Here is a 17,296-nt window from a genome sequence, read left to right as displayed (position 1 = left end):
GTCAGCCGGCTTCGCCGGGCCGCCACAGCCAGGCGGCGCCGCGGACGCCGCTGCTGTCGCCGTGCTTGGCGCGCAGGATCGGGGTGGCGCATTCGCGGCCGAACACGATCGGCGGCAGGCGCTTCGGCAGCTCGTCATAGAGCCGCATGACGTTCGACATGCCGCCGCCGAGCACGATGGCGTCGGGGTCGAGCAGGTTGACCACATGGGCGAGGCCGCGGGTCAGCCGGCTGATGTAGCGCTCCAGCGTGGCCGAGGCCGCGGGGTCGCCGGCCTCGGCCCGCGACACCACCTCATGGGTCGAGATCTCCTGGCCGGTGACGCGGATGTGATCCTTGCCGAAGCCGGTGCCGGAGATCCAGGTTTCCAGGCAGCCTTGCTTGCCGCAGTAGCAATCCGGCCCCGGCAGCTCCTCGGGCGTCGCCCAGGGCAGCTGGTTGTGGCCCCATTCGCCGCCCAGGCCGTTGCCGCCGCGATGGGCGCGCCCGCCGACCGCGATGCCGGCGCCGGTGCCAGTGCCGATGATCACGGCGAACACCATCCCCTGCCCCGCCGCGGCGCCGTCGGTCGCCTCCGACACGGCCAGGCAGTTGGCGTCGTTCTCGCAGCGCACCTCGCGGCCGAGGGCGGCGGTCAGGTCCTTGTCGAAGGGCTTGCCGATCAGCCAGGTCGAATTGGCGTTCTTGACCAGGCCGGTCTGCGGCGACATCACGCCGGGCATGCCGACGCCGACCGTGCCGCGCTCGCCCACGGTGACCTCGACCCCCTCGACGAGCTGCTTGATCGCCTGGACCGTGCCGTCATAGTGGCGCGGCGTCGGGATGCGCTGGCGGTGCAGCTCCGCCCCGGCATCGTCCAAGGCGATCGCCTCGATCTTCGTGCCTCCGAGATCGACGCCGATCCGCATCCTCGCCTCCGCCCATCCGTCACGTCACGACCGTGACAAGTCACGAAAATGGCCCCGCTCCCTCTCGGGACGCCTGCGGGGCCGTTTTGGCACCATGCGCGCCCGCGGCTATTTCGCCGCGAGCACCATGATCATCTGACGGCCTTCCATCTTCGGCATCTGCTCGACCTTGGAAAGCTCCTGCAGCTCGTCGCGCACCTTGACCAGCACGTTCATGCCGATCTCCTGGTGCGCCAACTCACGCCCGCGGAAGCGCATGGTCACCTTGACCTTGTCGCCCTCCTCGAGGAAGCGTCGCGCGCTGCGCATCTTCACGTCATAGTCGTTGTCGTCGATGTTCGGTCGGAGCTTGATCTCCTTGACATCGATGACCTTTTGCCGCTTCCGGGCTTCGTTCTTCTTCTTCTGCGCTTCGAATTTGAACTTGCCGTAATCGAGAATCTTGCAGACCGGCGGCTCGGCGTTCGGCGAAATTTCGACGAGATCGAGCCCTGCCTGCTCGGCAGCCCAAAGGGCTTCGCGCAGCGGCACGACACCGATCATCTCGCCTTCCGCACCGACCAGCCGCACTTGTGCTGAATCGATCTCGCGGTTCACCCTGGGCCCGTCGCGGGTCGGCAGGGCATTCTGTGGTGGTCTAGCTATGGATGGCCTCCGTCAATTGCTGCGACCTCGTCTGCACCCTCCCCCTTTCGGATGTCAACGGGGATCGCGCTTCTTCCACAAGTTTACGAACGGCTTCGTCCAGGGCAAGGACTTCCTGCGCGTCCCCGCCCAGACGACGCAGCGCCACGCTGCGGTTTTCCGCCTCGCGTTTGCCAACCACCAGCATCAGCGGCACTTTCTTCAGGCTGTGCTCGCGGACCTTGTAGTTGATCTTCTCGTTGCGCAGGTCGATTTCCGCGCGGATCCCCGCCTCCGCCAGCGCGGCATGCACTTCGGCGGCGTAGGAATCGGCCTCGCTGGTGATGGTGGTGACCACCGCCTGGACCGGCGCCAGCCACAGCGGCAGCTTGCCGGCGTAGTTCTCGATCAGGATGGCGATGAAGCGCTCCAGCGACCCCAGGATAGCGCGGTGCAGCATCACCGGCCGGTGCTTGGCCCCATCCTCGCCGACATAGTTGGCGTCCAGCCGCTCCGGCAGCACGGAATCGAACTGCAGCGTGCCACACTGCCAGGTCCGGCCGATGGCGTCGGTCAGGTGGAACTCGATCTTCGGGCCGTAGAAGGCGCCCTCGCCCGGCAGCTCGTCGAATTCCAGCCCGGCCGAAACCAGCGCGTCGCGCAGCGCCTGTTCGGCGACGTCCCACTGCTGGTCCGACCCGGCCCGCACATCGGGGCGCAGGGCCAGCTTCACCGCCACATCGGGGAAGCCGAGGTCGCGATAGACCTCGTACTGCAGGGCGATGTAGCGCGCCGATTCCGACACCGACTGCTCCTCGGTGCAGAAGATGTGGGCGTCGTCCTGGGTGAAGGCCCGCACCCGCATCAACCCGTGCAGCGCGCCCGAGGGCTCGTTGCGGTGGCAGCTGCCGAACTCCGCCATCCGGATCGGCAGGTCGCGGTAGCTGACGATGCCCTGCTTGAAGATCTGCACATGGCAGGGGCAGTTCATCGGCTTGATGCCGGCCAGTCGCTCCGGAGAGCCGTCTTCCTTCTGGCCGATCGCCACCTTGAACATGTTGTCGCCATACATGTCCCAATGGCCGGACGCCTTGAACAGGCTGGAATCGACCAGCTGCGGCGTCTTCACCTCGACATAGTCGGCCCGGGCCAGCTTCTCCCGGATGTAGTTCTCCAGCGTCCGGTACAGGGTCCAGCCCTTCGGATGCCAGAACACGCTGCCGGCCGCCTCCTCCTGCAGATGGAACAGGTCCATCTCGCGGCCCAGCTTGCGGTGGTCGCGGCGCTCCGCCTCCTCCAGCTGGTGGAGATGGGCGTCGAGCTCCTTCTGGTCGCGCCAGGCAGTGCCGTAGATCCGCTGCAGCACGGCGTTGCGGTGGTCGCCGCGCCAATAGGCGCCGGCCACCTTCATCAACTTGAAGCCCTGGCCGACGCCACCGGTCGTGGGCATGTGCGGGCCGCGGCAGAGGTCGAGCCAGTCGCCCTGGCGGTAGACCGAGATCGGCTCGCTCTCCGGCAGGTCCTCGATGATCTCGGCCTTGTACTTCTCGCCCTTGGCCTTGAAGAACTCGATCGCCGCGGTGCGGTCCCAGACCTCGCGGGTGAAGGCGGCGTTGCGGCCGATGATCTGGCGCATCTTGGCCTCGATCTTCACCAGGTCGTCGGGCGTGAACGGCTCGTCGCGGGCGAAGTCGTAGTAGAAGCCGTTCTCGATCGACGGGCCGATGGTGACCTGGGTGCCGGGATACAGCTCCTGCACCGCCTCGGCCATCACATGCGCGGCGTCGTGGCGGATCAGCTCCAGCGCCTCGGGCGAGCTGCGGGTGACGATGCCGACCTTGGCGTCGCGGTCCAGCACGGTGGCCAGGTCCGACAGCTTGCCGTCGACGGTCATGGCGAGCGCGGCCTTGGCCAGGCTCTTGGAGATGTCGGCGGCGATGTCGGCGCCCGAGACCGGGCGGTCGAAGCGACGAACCGCACCGTCGGGCAGTGTGATGGCGATGCCGGCGGGCTCGGCCATGAGTCTATCCACGTTTTGCATCTGGAGAGGGCGAGGCACTGTAAGGAGCAGGGCAGGCCTGTCAAGCCGCCGCGGCCTCGGACAGGCCCGGCAGGCATGGAATAGCCCGGTCGGGAGACGGGCCGCCAGCCATGCGGAGAAGGCTGGGCGGCCGGGCGCGGCGGCACGTCGCTTGAGCCGACCGGGACCAACATGCTAACCCGACGTGCAAGCGAACGGAAAATGCTCCTGATGGTCAACGTCATCTGCGCGAAGTGGGGTCCGAAGTACGGGCCGGAATACGTCAACCGGCTGCACGCCATGGTCAGCCGGAACCTGGCGCGGCCGCACCGCTTCGTCTGCCTCACCGACGACCCCTCCGGCCTCGCGCCCGGGATCGAGCACATGCCCATGCCGGTGCTGCAGGTGCCAGAGCCGCACCGCAACCTGCCGTGGCGCAAGGTCACGCTGTTCGGCCCGCTCGGCGACCTCCAGGGCCCGACCCTGTTCCTCGACCTCGACATCGTCATCGTCGACAGCCTGGACCCGTTCTTCGACCATCCCGGCCGGTTCTGCGTGATCCACAACTGGACCCATCCGCATCGCCGCGTCGGCAACACCTCGGTCTACCGCTTCGACATCGGCGCGCACCAGGACGTGCTGGACAACCTCCTGGCCAACCACCGGCAGATCTTCGCCCGCTACAACAACTCCCAGACCTATGTCTCGGACCATATCGGCGAGCTGACCTGGTGGCCGGACGACTGGTGCAAGAGCTTCAAGAAGCACTGCATGCCCGGCGGACCGCTGGGCCTGTTCAACTGGTTCATGACCCCGCGCTGTCCGGAGGGTGCCCGCATCGTGGTGTTCCACGGCGACCCCAAGCCGGAATACGCGATCAGCGGCCATTGGCCGGGGCGCTGGTCGAAGCATGTCCGCCCCACCCCCTGGATCGCCGAACACTGGGGTTGACCATGCCCCGACAGCGATGACCGGAACGGCCGGCGCCCCCGCGATCCGCTGCTGGATCGTCAGCGAGAGCAAGGCTGGCACCATCGCCCAGTGCCGCGGCGTGGCCGAGAAGTTGGGCGTCGCGGCCGAGACCCGGCTGGTCAATCGTCCCGACCCGGCGAAGACCGGGCTGGCCCGCCGCCTGAACCGGCGCTGGACCCATATCCGCAACGTCCATCTCAACCGCATCCGGCCGCCCTGGCCCGACCTCGCGATCTCCTGCGGGCGGCAGGCCGAGCCGGCGGTGCTGGCGGCGTCGCGCCGCTCGGGCGGCACCATCTTCACGGTGCATCTGCAGATCCCGACCGCCGGCTTCGACCGGTTCGACCTGTGCTTCGTCGGCCGGCACGACTGGCGGCCGGAATTCGACGGCCGCGACAACATCCTGCCGATGGTCGGGGCGCCACACCGGGTCGACGCGGCGCTGGTGGCAAGCCACCGCGCGGCGGCGGAGCAGCGCTTCGGCGCGCTGCCTGGGCGGCGGGCAGCGGTGATCATCGGCGGCCCCAATCCCGGCTACGCCTTTTCACTGGCGCGCATCGACACCATCATCGGCCAGCTCCGGGCCCTGCAGGAGGCCGGTTGGAGCCTGCTGGTCACGACCTCGCGCCGCTCCGACCCCTCGGTCCTGCCGAAGCTGCAGCAGCGGCTGGACCCCGCCTCGGCCTTCGTCTGGGACCGGGTGAGCGAGAACCCATACTTCCAGTACCTGGCGATCGCCGACGCGGTGCTGGTGACGGTGGATTCGATCACCATGACCTGCGAGGCGGCGTCGACCGGCAAGCCGGTGTACTCGATCCCGCTCGACGAGAAGCCCGGGACCTATCTCGAGAAATTCCACCGCTTCCACCGCGACATGCAGGGGACGCTGGGACTGACCCAGTCCTTCACCGGAACCATCGAGCCCTACGCCTACACGCCGCTGGACGAGGCCGGCCGCATCGCCGGCATCATCCGCGACCGGCTCGCCGCCCGGCTGCGGCGCTGAGGCTCAGCCGGTCCAGCGGCCCAGGCGACGGCGCCAGCGCTGGCGCATCCGGTCGAGGCGCTCGCGCAGCCGGCCACGGGGCGTCACCGCCGCAGGCAGCGTGAAAGGTTCGGCGATCGCCTGCGGCACCCGGTCGTGCGGCAAGGCGAGCAGCCGGGCGAAAGGCTCGCCCGTGGCGATCTCCTCCGGCGTCCATTGGCACCAGGCAAGGCGCTCGAACACCGGCTCGCGGTCGGGATAGGCCGGGTGGTCGACATCGGTGCCGCGCCGGCACAGCTCGTGGCAGATCAGGCTCGGCCCGCAATAGAAGGCCGGCACCCCGGCGATCAGCCCCTTGACCGCCGCGGTGCTGCTCCAGGTCACGGTGCACCAGGCGTCGCGCAGCTGGTCGTCGAGCGGCGCCGTGGTCTTGCGCGTGCGCCGGACCACCGGCCGCCGGGTCGGCAGCGTCAGGCTGTGGTCCCAGCCCTCCGGCATCCGCCGTGCGTCCTGGTCCGCGCCCTTCAGCTTCTGGCCGATGACCAGGACATGGCGGCCGTTCCGGTTCCAGTCCAGCAGCGGCACGTTCCAGCCACGCCAGCGTTCCGGCCCGCCTTGCGGGTACCGCCCCTCCCCGTTCCAGCCGTCGAGCGCGACCTGGAAGAAGCGGCGGGAGCCGATCGGCGACAGCCAGCCATTCTCCATCACGATGGCGCGGCCGCCGGCCGCCTTGATGGCGCGCAGCGCGTCCAGCCGATCCGTGCCCAGGAAGGGCGACCAGCAGATCAGCACATCGTCGGGTCCGGCATCGCCGTCCGGCATGCCGATGGTGACCGGGCCGAGACGGCGCGCGCCGGCCGCCACCTCGTCATAGGGCTTGACGTTCTTCTGCCCCGGCGTCGGCGGATCGCCGAGCACGATGAAGATGCGCATGGCGCTTTCCCCCCGCGCCGTCATGACATGCCCAGCCGGCGGCGGACCGGATGGTCGCCCGGCAGGCGCAGGGCCAGGTCCCGCACCCGGCCGAGCAGCGTGTAGCGCGAGGGAGCGGCCGGCGGCGCCTCCAGCCGCACCGGGGCGCCGTCATGCGGCATGTCCAGCAGCCGCGCCAAGGGCTCGCCAGTCGCGATCTCGGCCGCGCTCCACTGGCACCAGGCGATGCGCTCGAACACCGGCAGGCGGTCGGGATAGGTCGGGGAATCGACGCCGAGACCGGGCGTCGACAGCTCGGGCACCAGCGTGTTCGGGCCGCAATGAAAGGCGGGGATCCCGGCGATCAGGCCCTGGATCGCGGCGGTGCTGGTCCAGGTCACCGTGCAATGGGCGCCGCGCAGATCCTCGGCGAGCGGGCGCGCCGCGCTGGGCATCCGGCGCAGCACCGGCCGGGCGGTGTCGAGGCGCAGGCTCTGGGCCCAGCCGGCCGGCATGCGCCTGGGGTCGCTGATCGATTGCGCCTTCTGGCCCAGCACCAGCACATGCCGGCCGTCGCGCCGCCAATCCTGCAGCGCCACGCCCCAGCCAGCCCAGCGGCCAGGCCCACCATCGGGGAAGCGGCCGGTGCCGTTCCAGCCGTCGAGCGCGAACTGGAAGTGGCGGGGACGGCCGGGCGGCGAGAGCCAGCCATTCTCCAGGATGATCGCCCGCCCGCCCGCCGCCCGCACGTCGCGATGGGCGGCCCAGCGCTTCGACAGGCGGAATGGCGACCAGGTCAGCAGCACGTCGTCGGGCCCGAACCGCTCCGGCAGCTCCGTCGCGGTCGGCCCCAGGCGCTCGCAGGCGGCGATGCATTCGCGCCAGGGCTTGCGATCGCCTTGCGGCAGATAGACGAAGAAGCGAGAGGGCACGCCGGTCACCGCAGTTCAGGCAGAAATCCTGTCCACGATCCCGGTATCAGCCCGTCCGGGCCTTCGGCAAGCCTGGCGATGGTCAGAGCCCTGAGCCCGAGGCGACGGGACGCCGGATTCCGACATTCGTTCGTTCGATCGCGGCCAGGATCAGCGCCCGATAGATCTCGCTGTAGTACGGCCGGCGCGCCGGGATGACGTGGTCCTCGGAATCGCCGACATCGGCGCGCGGCAGGCAGACCGGCGTCCCCTCCACCGGAATCAGCCCGTCCTGGCGTGCGGCATCGGCGATCGCCTGGGCGTAGCCCCGGGAAGCCTCGCATTGCGGGTTCAGATACGGCCCGCTGGCATAGAGGCAGGTCAGCCCCTGGTCCCGGCAGAAATCGCCGATGCGGCGCAGCGACGCCGCCGAGTCCTTGCGCACCGCCCCGGGCTCGTAGGTGCGGGGGTAGAGCGGGCCGCCGAACCGCGCCGGGTCCTGGGGGACGTAGTCGAGCTGGACGATGGCGGGATCGACGCTCTCGCCCTTGGCCGCTGCCTGCAGCATGCCGGCCGTGATGTCCCAGGTGGCCAGCGACGACAGCATCACCGCCGGCGGCACCTCCGCCAGGTCGCCCAGGGTCTGGGCGGTGTAGAGCGCCCCCGGCCAGGACGGCCGGCGGCGCATCATGTCCAACGTCTGCATCACCACCACGACGCGCGGCCGGGTCTGGCGCAACGTCCGGCGCAGCATGTTCAGGGTGCCTTCGAAACCGTACGTGCCGACCAGCGGCAGCGACACCACCGAAAGACCAAGCCGCCGGCTCCAGTCCCGCGCATCGATGCCGTTGCCCAACGAGCTGTCGCCCACCAGCAGGATGTCGATTTGCGGGCTGCGATCGATCTTCTCGATCTGATAGCGCAGCAGCTCCGATTCCCGCCATTCCGACAGGCCGTTGCGCATGCCCCACAGCGAGACGATACAGATTGCCACGACCATCGCCACGGCGACGGCCCCGGCCGTCAGCAGATAGCGTCGCGCCTCAGAAGCGGAAATAGATGAATTCGGAGACATCGTTCAGCTTCAGGATGCAGGCAGCCAGGAGGATCCCGGCCAGGACGGCGGTCGCAGGGCTCGGTCGCCACCCCAGCCCCAGGCGGCCCAGCGCCGGGGGTTCGATGCCGTCGGCATAGCCATGGGTGGGCAGGCCGACGCCATGACGGCGGAACAGCGTCTGGACATTGGGCAGGCACAGGCAGGCCAGGAGGCCTGCCAGCCCGGCGCCGAGCGACAGCCACACATTCCAGGCCAGGCCCGGAAGCAGCGCGGTCAGGATGATCTCCAGGGTCGCCGACGGCGCGTAGTCGAGCGCGGCGACATGCAACTCGCCGGTCATGCCGAACATCGCCGCGTAGATCCGTCCCGCGGTGGCGAAGTCGGCGGCGCGGAAGGGCACCCAGGCCAGGACCACCGTCGTCATGGTCAGCACCCAGCCGAGGGCGGCCGGCATCGGCACGTGATGCCGGCTGCTGCGCCAGGCCTGGCAGGCGACGATCAGCAGCCCGTGCATCGCCCCCCAGATCACGAAGGTGAAGCCGGCGCCGTGCCAGATGCCGCCCAGCAGCATGGTGACGAAGACGTTGAGGTAGCGCCGCGCCGGCCCGTGGCGGTTGCCGCCGAGCGGGATGTAGAGGTAGTCGCGCAGGAAGCGCGACAGGGTGATGTGCCAGCGCCGCCAGAACTCCACGATCGAGCCCGAGCGGTAGGGCGAGGCGAAGTTGATCGGCATCTGGATGCCGAACATCCGGCCGAGGCCGATCGCCATGTCGGAATAGGCCGAGAAGTCAAAATAGATCTGCAGCGCATAGGCCAGCGCCGCCGCCCAGGCGTCGAGCAGGCCGGGCTGGGTTCCCTCCGCCACCGCGTTGAACACCGGCGAGGCGATCAGGGCGAAGCTGTCGGCGACCAGCACCTTCTTCGTCAGGCCGATGGTGAAGATCGACAGGCCGATCACGACATCGCCGATCCGTGCCGTCCGCGCCCCGCTGGCGAATTGGGGGATGAGCTCGCGGTGATGGACGATCGGCCCGGCGATCAGATGCGGGAAGAACACGACGAACAGGGCATAGCGCGGCAGCGGCCAGGGCTCACCCTGCCCGCGAGCGACATCCACGAGATAGGCGATCTGCTGGAAGGTGTAGAACGAGATACCGACCGGCAACGCGATGTGCACCGCCAGCCCCGGCCAGCCCAGCGCCTCGGCCGCCAACTGCGAGGTGAAGCTGGTATATTTGAAGACGAACAGGAACAGCAGGTTGCCGGCGACCGCAAGCCGCATCCAGGCGCGGCCCCGCGGCGTCTCGCGATGCCGGTAGATCACCAGGCCGAGACGATGGTTGAGCACGATCGCCGCCAGCAGCAGCAGGATCTCGAACCGGGTCGAGGCGCCGTAGAACACCAGGGACGCGGCCAGCAGCACGCCGATGGCCCAGGACACGCCGGCAAAGCGGCGCGCCACCGTCCACAGCGCGTAGGTGAGCGGCAGGAAGAGCAGGATGAAGGCGTAGGAGTTGAACAGCATGCGGGCCGGCGGCTCTCAGGATGGATGGTCGATCCCGCCGGGCCGGCGCGATCCGCGGAACCCCTCTAGCCCACCACGCGCTGCGCCAGTTTCGCCAGCGGATTGCGTCCGTGCTGCGCGGCAAGGGCGCGCACCCGTCCGGCCAGGGTCCAGGCCGACGGGACGGCGTCGGGATCCAGGAGGACGGCCGGCCTGCCGTCATGCGGCAGCGCCAGCAGGCGGGCGAACGGCTCCCCGGACCGGATCTCGGCCTCGGTCCATTGCATCCAGGCGTAGCGGCGGAACACCGATTCGCGATCCGGATAGATCGGGTGGTCGACATCCAGCCCGCGCCGCATCAGTTCGCCGCAGTTGATATGCGGGCCGCAATAGAAGGCCGGCACGCCGCGGATCAAGGATTTGATCGCGACCGTGCTGGTCCAGGTCAGGGTGGCGAAGGCCTCGTCCAGCTGCCGCTCCAGCGGCGCCTCGGTGAAGCGCGTCCGGCGCACCACGGGACGGCGCGTGACCGGGGCGACGCTCTGCGCCCAGCCCGGCGGCATCGCCCGGGGATCCAGGTTGATGCCCTTCGGCCGCTGTTCGACGACCAGGATATTTTCCCCATCCTGGCGCCAGTCGCTCAGGGGCACGCCCCAGGAGTCCCATCGGCCAGGCCCGCCATCCGGGAAGTCGCCGGTGCCGTTCCAGCCATGCAGCGCGACCTGGTAGTATTTCTGCCCCTGGATCGGCGACAGCCAGCCATTCTCGCAGATGATCGCGCGGCCGCCGGCGGCCCGGATCTGGCGATAGACGTCGCTGCGGAAGGTGCCGCGGAACGGCGCCCAGAGAATGGCGACGTCGTCCGGCTCGAACCGCGCCGGGGTGCTCATATGGACGATGCCGAGACGGGACGCCCCTTCGGCCAGCGCGGAGCCGGGCTTCCCGATCGTCACCCCCCAGAACACGTAGACCCTACCCATGGGTGCCGTCGCCCCGGGCCTCGGCATAGATCGCGTGCGGCTGCTCGACATCCAGCGCGTACTGCGCCTCGAGTGCCGAGGCCGCGCGTGCGAACACGGCATCCTCCTTGCGGGCGCCCTTGGCCGACCAGATGACGCTGTCCTCGCCGAATTCGACATCGACGAGATCGATCGGCATGTGCTGCCACCGGATCCGCGGCTTGAGCAGCCGGCGGATGGCGTAGAGGTAGTAGATCACCGGCTGGTCGATGTGGTCGGTGGGGCGCATGTGCAGCGCCTTCCAGATGCCGGCCGCAAGCTTCTCGCAGAAGCCGAGGGCTTCCTTGGTGTGGCTGACCCCGACCGCGCCGGCCATCACCCGACGCCAGACCCGCCGCTCGCCGAGGCGGAAGTGCAGCGTCACATCGGCACGCTCGATCATCTTGAAGACGTTGCCCAGGGGGCGATGGATGATGCCGTCGATATCGACGCACAGGATCGGCGCGCGGCACGCCAGCAACAGATGATGCAGGACCAGGAACCGCGCCGCGGAGAAATAGATCGGCCTGGGAAGAGAAAGCTTCCGGTACGAATCGTCTTCCCAGGTGAACGACAGCCTTACATGGGCCAGCGATCGCCTCATCCGGTCGATATGGTCGAGAGTTTCCTGGGACGGCCCACACAGGTGGACATGAATATGCAGAGGCTCGCCCAGCTTCTCTGCGGAGAGCAAAAAGCTGGGGGCGAATTTCCGGTAGTACCCATCGTCGCAACCGCAGAAGACGATTCCCGGCGCGCCCATATCCGGCGTGTTGCCTCGAATCCTAAGACGGTAGTCCTTGACCGCGCCCTTCGACTGGGTATCGATCAGGTTCTCCAAAAGAATGGAATATGACAACCGCCTCAAAAACAACCGGGATAGTCTTTTAAGTGAAGCGCCGCTCATGACGTCTTGTCCAAGACCCTTAGTTCCTTGCACCAAGCGACGATGGACTGTCGCCCCCCACCGCCGAGTGGCCGCTTACCTGAGAGCTAGCGGAAAAAGAAATACCATACTGTGGCGGGCATCACATCATGTTTGCGGCTGGCCAACCCGCCCAGCCCGGCTTGCCTGCACCACAGCCGGACAGCAGGATCCGCTCACGGCGCGGCCTGGGATTCCGCCGGGCCCAGCCTCGGCAAGGCGCCGTATTCCGGGGCGTGCTTGCTCTGCAATTCGCCGATCACCCGCATGAACGACGCATCTTCCTTCCGCGGCCCCTTGGCGGTCCAGATGAAGCTGTCGTCCTGGAAATCGTAGTCGACCAGGCTGAGCGGCAGATGCTGCCAGCGGATGGCCGGCAGCCAGCGCCGGGCGAACCGGTAGGCGTGGTAGAGAATGGTCTGGTCGGTGTGGAAATCGGGGCGCAGACGCAGGCTCGCCAAGATGCTCCGCGCCGCGCGTTCGCAGAACCGCAGCCCCTCCGGGGTGTGGTTGAAGCCCACCGCCGCGGCGAGGATCCGGCGCCAGACCCGCCTCTCGCCGAATCGGAAATGGAAGGTCACGTCGGCCTCCCCGATCAGGTCGAACGCGCCATCGAGCGGACGGTGAATGAAGCCGTCGATGTCGACCCCGAGAATCGGAGACCGGCATTCCTGCAGCAGGTGATGGATCATGATGAATCGCGCGGCAGCGAAGTAGATGACGTTGTCGATCCCGTATCTTTCATAGCGGTTATCCTCCCAACTGTAAGTCAGTTGGGTATGGCGCAAGCCCCGCCGCAGCGCGCCGATATGGGCCAACGTTCGCGCCGATGGATCATACAGGTGCAAGTGGATGCGATGCGCATATCCTGTGTCTTCGGCTGAGAACAAGAAGTCGGTCGCGAAACGCGCGTAATAGGCATCATCGCAGGCGGCAAAGACCACTCCCGGCCCACCCGGCGCGGGCAGTTCGCCCCGTAGGCGGCGGCGATGATCCTGCAGGCGGCGGGCATTGCCGGACTTCCGAAGATTTTCACGCAGTACGGCCAAAGCCATGCGCGCCCGCAGCAGGCGGGACGGGCGTTTCCTCATTCGGCGCGCCCTTTCATGCCACGCCGTCCGGCAGGCCAAGCGGCACCGATCCATCTGCCACACATGTCGACCACCCGAGCGTCCTACGCTCTCTCATCCGATTCCGGCGGCAGGCGGCTATTCGTCGGCAGCCGGGACCGCGTCGCAGAATTCGACCGGCCCGCCTGCCGGCGCCGCCGGCATCGCTCCCCCACCCGATCCATGGCACAGATGGGTTAAGTTGTCTTTAGCGTCGCTCACAATTTCTCACGCCGCGCATTCAGCGTCCTGGCTTCGGCTGTGCCAGCACCGCGTCGTAATCCGCCCGCTCCAGCCCCATCACCGCGCCGCCGCGGCCGACATTGCGCAGGATCCGGCCATCGGCATCGAAGGCCTGGCGCAGCGTGCCGAACTCACGCGCGTAGATCTCGTCCTCGGGCCGGGCGTACTGGTTCGTCTCGCTCTGCCCGGCAGCGTAGAAATAGGTCGTGGCCTGGGAGTAGTCGAGATCGACGCCGAGGATGTAGACCTCGGCGAAGCCGAGGTAATGCGCGATCTGGGCGGCGAACAGGATGACGGTCGAATCATTGCCCAGGCCGTGCCAGGGCTGGTGCCGGAACCCCTGCTTGCGCAGGCCGCCGCGATAGCTGGGGAAGGTCACCACCCGGTCGGCGGGCGGCTGGAACTCCGGCTGGGCGGCGATGGTGTCGCGCACCAGATAGGTCCCGACCGGCAGGGTCGAGACATCGGCCTTGATCCGGTCCCAGCCGCGCAGGTCGCTGAGCACATAGTACGGGATCGGCGACGGCAGCCCGTGCTCCAGCGCCTTGTAGCCCTTCTTGACCACGAAGAACTGCTCGCCGGCCAGCTTCGACAGGTCGAACTGCACCAGCGACGGCGCATTGCCCAGCAGGAAGCAGCGCTCGCCGGCATGGCGGTTCTTCAGCCGCATGATCCGACGGGTGCGGCCGGGCGCAGCCAGGGCCCCGGCCAGGGCGTAGGTCTTGGCGAGCAGCGGCAGCATCGCGACGTCCCTTAGCCGCCCGACGGGGCCGGCGCGCCCAGCAGCTCCTGGTAGACGCGCAGGGTCGCTCCGGTCATGGCTTCCTTGGTGTACTGCCCCGCGACCGTGGCGATGGCCTGCTCCGCCATCCGGCTACGCGCCTCGGGCGTCAGCGACAGGGCCTGGCCGATCGCCGCCGCCAGCGCGTCCGGATCGGCCGGCGGCACCAGCCAGCCGGTCTCGCCCTCGACCACCAGCTCCGGCGGCGCCCCGATGTCGGTGGCGATCACCGGGCGGCCCAGCGCCATCGCCTCCACCACCACCCGGCCGAAGCCCTCGGGGTCGGTCGAGGCGTGCACCACGACGTCGGACAGCATGTAGGCGGCCGGCATGTCGTCGCAATGGTCGACCAGCTGGACCACGCCGTTCAGGCCCTTGGCGGCGATCCGGTCGATCAGTTCCTTGCGGTAGCCGGTGCGGCCCTGGTCGCTGCCGACGATCAGGCAGTGCAGGTCGCGCCGGCCCAGCCGTGCCAGCGCGTCGATCACCACCGCCTGGCCCTTCCACCGGCTCAGCCGCCCCGGCATCAGCACGATCGGCCGGTCGTCCGGCGCGCGCCAGGCCCGGGCCAGGGTGATGATGCGCTGGGCCGAGACCGCCTCGATCGCGAATTGCCGGAGGTCGACGCCGCGCGGGATGGTGCGGATCCGCGCCGGGTCGGCGCCATAGGTCTCGACGATGTGGCGGGCGATGAAGTCGGAGATGGCGATCACCCGGTCGCCGCGCACCATGATCGAATTGTACAGCCGCTTGGCGGCGCTGTGCTGGTTGTAGGGCGCGTGCACCGTGGTGACGAAGGGGATGCCGGCCCGGCGGCAGGCGGCCTGCGCGCTCCAGGCCGGGGCCCGGCTGCGGGCATGCACCAGGTCGACGCCGCGGTCGCGGATCACGGCTTCCAGCCGGCGGATGTTGCGCCAGATCGTCAGCGGGTTCTTGCCGCCGAGCGGCAGGGCGATGTGATCGGCCCCGGTGCGGGCGAGGTCGCGCAGCATGGCGCCGCCGGCCGAGGCGACCAGGGCCTTCCCGCCCGCCACCTCGATCGCCGCGGCGACGTCGACGCAGCCGCGCTCGGCCCCGCCGGTGCCGAGCGCCGGCAGCACCTGCAGGATGGTTCGCCCGTGGAGGTCGACCGGTTCGGAACCCTGGTCGGCGGCGTCGTCTTGGGGAAGGAGATTTACAGTCACGGGATACGATATAACCGGACCGGACCGGGCGCGCACCCACCATCAGCGCCGGGATGCGTGCCATGCGGCGACATCGGGGCCGGCGGCCCAGCCCCCGGCCCGACCCGTCAGCCGGCGAAGCCCCAGCGCAGCGACATGCAGGACAGGCCGGCATCGAGCTTGCCGGTCTCCGCCACATCAAGCGGCACGACGCGGTAGCCGAGCCGGTCCAGCGCCTCGGCGGTGCGCGGAAAGGCCGCCCCCACCATGACGACGTCGTTCACCCGCAGGGCGTTGGCCGCCGCCTCCTCGCCCTCCGGCACCGGGACCACGCGCAGCCCGGGGAAGAAGCCGGCCAACTGCCCGGTCGCCAACACCGTCTCGGAGTCGAGCAGCGAGCAGGCGGTCTTGAAGTGCAGCACGCCGGGCGGCGGCGTCACGATCTCCGCCTTGCGGCCGAGCTCGGCCAGCAGCGCGGCCAGGGCGCCGGCGCCGCGGGCATCGGTGCGGGCGGACAGGCCGATCATCACCGCGCGCGGGGTCACCAGCACGTCGCCGCCCTCGGCGAAGCCGGCCTCCATCGCCAGCACCCGCTCGAATCGGGCGCGCAGCTCGGCGGCGACCTCGGCGGCCTCGCCCAGCCGCGACGGCGCGCCCGGCCGCAGCAGGATGGCGCCTTCGGGGAAGGTCAGGGCCGGGTCCTCCATGAACACCGAATCCGGGAAGCCGTCGAGCGGCGGCAGCACCTCGACCGCCACGCCGGCAGCCTCCAGCGCCGCGAGATAGGCGGCATGCTCGGCCCGGAACCGCACCATGTCCGGCGCGCCGCGGTCGACGGCGCGCAGCCCGTCCACGGCGGAATCGGCGGGCCGGCGCGCCAAGGCGCGATCGAACCGGAACACTTCGGCCATGCCAACTCTCCCTGCTTCCCTGCTCTTCTGGCGGCGCCGACTCTATCGCGCCGCCCGGCCGGTCGCCACGCCGGAAGCGGCGTGAAAAATCGCGCATTTGCCCGCTTGCCGAAGCAGGGCCTCGTGAGTATTGTCCGGCCTCCAGCGGAGGGGTGGCCGAGTGGTTGAAGGCGCTCGCCTGGAAAGCGGGTATACGGTGTTGAGCCGTATCAAGGGTTCGAATCCCTTTCCCTCCGCCAATGATTTCAACAAGTTGTTGATTTGGCCCGGAAATGTTGAAGGCTGATAAACCGGCCTACACATCGGCGCACCCACCCAGCTGACCCCGACTCGACTCCCCTGGCCTTTCGGTGACGATCAGGCATTTCAGGGAAGGATTTTGTCGTGACAAGGCATTCCGACCACGCACCGCCTCGATCGTTCGGGGCCGCCCTCCCGCGTTCGAGACCGAGGACCCTGCTTCTGTCGCGAACGGGCTCGCCCTGGCGCGCAGCGCCCTTACCCGACCGGATGCAGCGCGCGTCGTTCGTTCGGCACGCCACTTCTGCGCTTGCGCGTCGCTTCGCGCGCAACGCCTTGCAGTTCGCCCAGCCACCCCATACGCCCCACCCTGCCCTTTTACGCTTCCTCCTGAGCCGAATGGCTGACTAGACGCTCTCGCCCGGCAATGGTGACGTTCGTCCGGCCGCGGAGGTCCTCTGCCTGCCCCGCGGCCCGAGGCCCGGCCTGTACGGGGGAGCCCATGCAGACCGGGTCTTTGGATTGCTCCCAAATGCGCGCCAGCCCGGAGAGTGACGTGGCAAAGGGCCTATCGCCATCTGATTGGTCGGTGACGTGGGACGGCAAGAATGGCACCGTTTCATGTGCACGTTACGCCGGTCGGTTCACCGTGTTCCGAAACCGGTTCGTCAGACTTCGGTGGGTTGACGGTCCGCGCAGGGATTACCAGGCGATCGAGCGTGCGGCGAAGGAGGCGGCGTCTGACGCGGTCAAAGGAAGCGGGCAGCCCGGCATCTAAGTTCGTTGGCCTCCGGGCCGCCCGAACGCCATCGCATCTTGACATACCGCGGTTTGGCCCAAGGGTGCGCCGGGGCGACGATACCTTTCTCGAAGGGTCCGCTTCACGTTGTTTGCGGCGACCTTTGGCGCGAAAAATCCCCCAATAAGCTGAAGCGGACCACAGGCCACCTCCGGAAGTGGCGGTTCCCGTTGAGGGGCGACCCCTCTAGGCTTTCCCTCGGGTTTCCATGCGGCCTGCCAGAGAACCCCCTTCA

At 68.7% G+C, this 17,296-nt stretch carries 15 protein-coding genes and 1 tRNA gene; 3 read left to right on the top strand and 13 right to left on the bottom strand.

The window, feature by feature from the left end; translation table 11 throughout:
* Position 1: 1 nt before the first annotated feature.
* From mak to thrS, 3 genes are all read right to left on the bottom strand, one after another.
* A complete protein-coding gene (mak, locus tag AB4112_RS04535; RefSeq protein ID WP_309795768.1) occupies positions 2 to 907 on the bottom strand; it encodes a fructokinase in 906 nt (301 codons plus the stop codon).
* Positions 908 to 1,015: 108 nt separating this feature from the next.
* The gene (infC, locus tag AB4112_RS04530; protein WP_309795766.1) at positions 1,016 to 1,504 is read right to left on the bottom strand and encodes a translation initiation factor IF-3; all 489 of its coding nucleotides are present in this window, start codon (positions 1,502 to 1,504) and stop codon (positions 1,016 to 1,018) included.
* A 40-nt stretch (positions 1,505 to 1,544) separates the two neighbouring features.
* A complete protein-coding gene (gene thrS, locus AB4112_RS04525) occupies positions 1,545 to 3,551 on the bottom strand; it encodes a threonine--tRNA ligase (protein WP_309795763.1) in 2,007 nt (668 codons plus the stop codon).
* 222 nt (positions 3,552 to 3,773) lie between these two features.
* On the opposite strand from thrS, the gene AB4112_RS04520 reads away from it, so the two are divergent.
* Positions 3,774 to 4,502: a hypothetical protein gene (locus AB4112_RS04520; RefSeq protein WP_309795762.1), complete on the top strand. Its 729-nt coding sequence runs from the start codon at positions 3,774 to 3,776 to the stop codon at positions 4,500 to 4,502.
* Positions 4,503 to 4,518: 16 nt separating this feature from the next.
* Positions 4,519 to 5,529, top strand: coding sequence for a mitochondrial fission ELM1 family protein (locus AB4112_RS04515; protein WP_441717357.1), 1,011 nt, complete (start codon positions 4,519 to 4,521; stop codon positions 5,527 to 5,529).
* 3 nt (positions 5,530 to 5,532) lie between these two features.
* On the opposite strand, the gene AB4112_RS04510 is transcribed toward AB4112_RS04515, so the two are convergent.
* The 10 genes from AB4112_RS04510 to AB4112_RS04465 all read right to left on the bottom strand — a co-directional run bounded on the left by AB4112_RS04510 (position 5,533) and on the right by AB4112_RS04465 (position 16,022).
* The gene (locus tag AB4112_RS04510) at positions 5,533 to 6,441 is read right to left on the bottom strand and encodes a hypothetical protein (protein WP_441717355.1); all 909 of its coding nucleotides are present in this window, start codon (positions 6,439 to 6,441) and stop codon (positions 5,533 to 5,535) included.
* Between the two features lie 20 nt (positions 6,442 to 6,461).
* Entirely contained in the window at positions 6,462 to 7,352 is an 891-nt protein-coding gene (locus tag AB4112_RS04505) for a hypothetical protein (RefSeq protein WP_441717353.1), read from the bottom strand.
* Between the two features lie 82 nt (positions 7,353 to 7,434).
* Positions 7,435 to 8,325, bottom strand: a complete 891-nt coding sequence (locus AB4112_RS04500) for a hypothetical protein (protein ID WP_309795756.1) — start codon at positions 8,323 to 8,325, stop codon at positions 7,435 to 7,437.
* Positions 8,326 to 8,374: 49 nt separating this feature from the next.
* The gene (locus AB4112_RS04495; RefSeq protein ID WP_441717351.1) at positions 8,375 to 9,913 is read right to left on the bottom strand and encodes an MBOAT family O-acyltransferase; all 1,539 of its coding nucleotides are present in this window, start codon (positions 9,911 to 9,913) and stop codon (positions 8,375 to 8,377) included.
* A 65-nt stretch (positions 9,914 to 9,978) separates the two neighbouring features.
* Entirely contained in the window at positions 9,979 to 10,872 is an 894-nt protein-coding gene (locus tag AB4112_RS04490; protein ID WP_441717349.1) for a hypothetical protein, read from the bottom strand.
* A complete protein-coding gene (locus AB4112_RS04485; RefSeq protein ID WP_309795751.1) occupies positions 10,865 to 11,797 on the bottom strand; it encodes a hypothetical protein in 933 nt (310 codons plus the stop codon). Before AB4112_RS04485 ends, AB4112_RS04490 begins: the two co-directional genes overlap by 8 nt.
* Positions 11,798 to 11,991: 194 nt before the next feature.
* Positions 11,992 to 12,906, bottom strand: a complete 915-nt coding sequence (locus AB4112_RS04480) for a hypothetical protein (RefSeq protein WP_441717347.1) — start codon at positions 12,904 to 12,906, stop codon at positions 11,992 to 11,994.
* A 259-nt stretch (positions 12,907 to 13,165) separates the two neighbouring features.
* On the bottom strand, positions 13,166 to 13,909 hold the full coding sequence (locus AB4112_RS04475; protein ID WP_441717345.1) for a hypothetical protein: 744 nt from the start codon (positions 13,907 to 13,909) through the stop codon (positions 13,166 to 13,168).
* A gap of 11 nt (positions 13,910 to 13,920) precedes the next feature.
* Positions 13,921 to 15,132: a glycosyltransferase family 4 protein gene (locus AB4112_RS04470; protein ID WP_441717343.1), complete on the bottom strand. Its 1,212-nt coding sequence runs from the start codon at positions 15,130 to 15,132 to the stop codon at positions 13,921 to 13,923.
* Between the two features lie 107 nt (positions 15,133 to 15,239).
* Positions 15,240 to 16,022, bottom strand: a complete 783-nt coding sequence (locus tag AB4112_RS04465) for an arginine deiminase family protein (RefSeq protein ID WP_441717341.1) — start codon at positions 16,020 to 16,022, stop codon at positions 15,240 to 15,242.
* 146 nt (positions 16,023 to 16,168) lie between these two features.
* Here AB4112_RS04465 and AB4112_RS04460 point away from each other — a divergent pair.
* Positions 16,169 to 16,261, top strand: a tRNA-Ser gene (locus AB4112_RS04460).
* Positions 16,262 to 17,296 lie beyond the last annotated feature (1,035 nt).

Origin of the sequence: Inquilinus sp. 2KB_23, from assembly GCF_052115705.1 — a bacterium.
Taxonomy (GTDB): domain Bacteria; phylum Pseudomonadota; class Alphaproteobacteria; order DSM-16000; family Inquilinaceae; genus Inquilinus; species Inquilinus ginsengisoli_A.
The sequence above is the reverse complement of the archived record's forward strand: the minus strand, read 5'-3'. Positions and strand labels throughout refer to the sequence as shown.

What these genes read in the sequence shown, in the direction of transcription:
- mak (WP_309795768.1), bottom strand. Translation starts at nt 907, where the DNA reads ATGCGGATCGGCGTCGATCTCGGAGGCACGAAGATCGAGGCGATCGCC.
- thrS (WP_309795763.1), bottom strand. Translation starts at nt 3,551, where the DNA reads ATGGCCGAGCCCGCCGGCATCGCCATCACACTGCCCGACGGTGCGGTT.
- AB4112_RS04520 (WP_309795762.1), top strand. Translation starts at nt 3,774, where the DNA reads ATGCTCCTGATGGTCAACGTCATCTGCGCGAAGTGGGGTCCGAAGTAC.
- AB4112_RS04515 (WP_441717357.1), top strand. Translation starts at nt 4,519, where the DNA reads ATGACCGGAACGGCCGGCGCCCCCGCGATCCGCTGCTGGATCGTCAGC.
- AB4112_RS04510 (WP_441717355.1), bottom strand. Translation starts at nt 6,441, where the DNA reads ATGCGCATCTTCATCGTGCTCGGCGATCCGCCGACGCCGGGGCAGAAG.
- AB4112_RS04495 (WP_441717351.1), bottom strand. Translation starts at nt 9,913, where the DNA reads ATGCTGTTCAACTCCTACGCCTTCATCCTGCTCTTCCTGCCGCTCACC.
- AB4112_RS04490 (WP_441717349.1), bottom strand. Translation starts at nt 10,872, where the DNA reads ATGGGTAGGGTCTACGTGTTCTGGGGGGTGACGATCGGGAAGCCCGGC.
- AB4112_RS04485 (WP_309795751.1), bottom strand. Translation starts at nt 11,797, where the DNA reads ATGAGCGGCGCTTCACTTAAAAGACTATCCCGGTTGTTTTTGAGGCGG.
- AB4112_RS04480 (WP_441717347.1), bottom strand. Translation starts at nt 12,906, where the DNA reads ATGAGGAAACGCCCGTCCCGCCTGCTGCGGGCGCGCATGGCTTTGGCC.
- AB4112_RS04475 (WP_441717345.1), bottom strand. Translation starts at nt 13,909, where the DNA reads ATGCTGCCGCTGCTCGCCAAGACCTACGCCCTGGCCGGGGCCCTGGCT.
- AB4112_RS04465 (WP_441717341.1), bottom strand. Translation starts at nt 16,022, where the DNA reads ATGGCCGAAGTGTTCCGGTTCGATCGCGCCTTGGCGCGCCGGCCCGCC.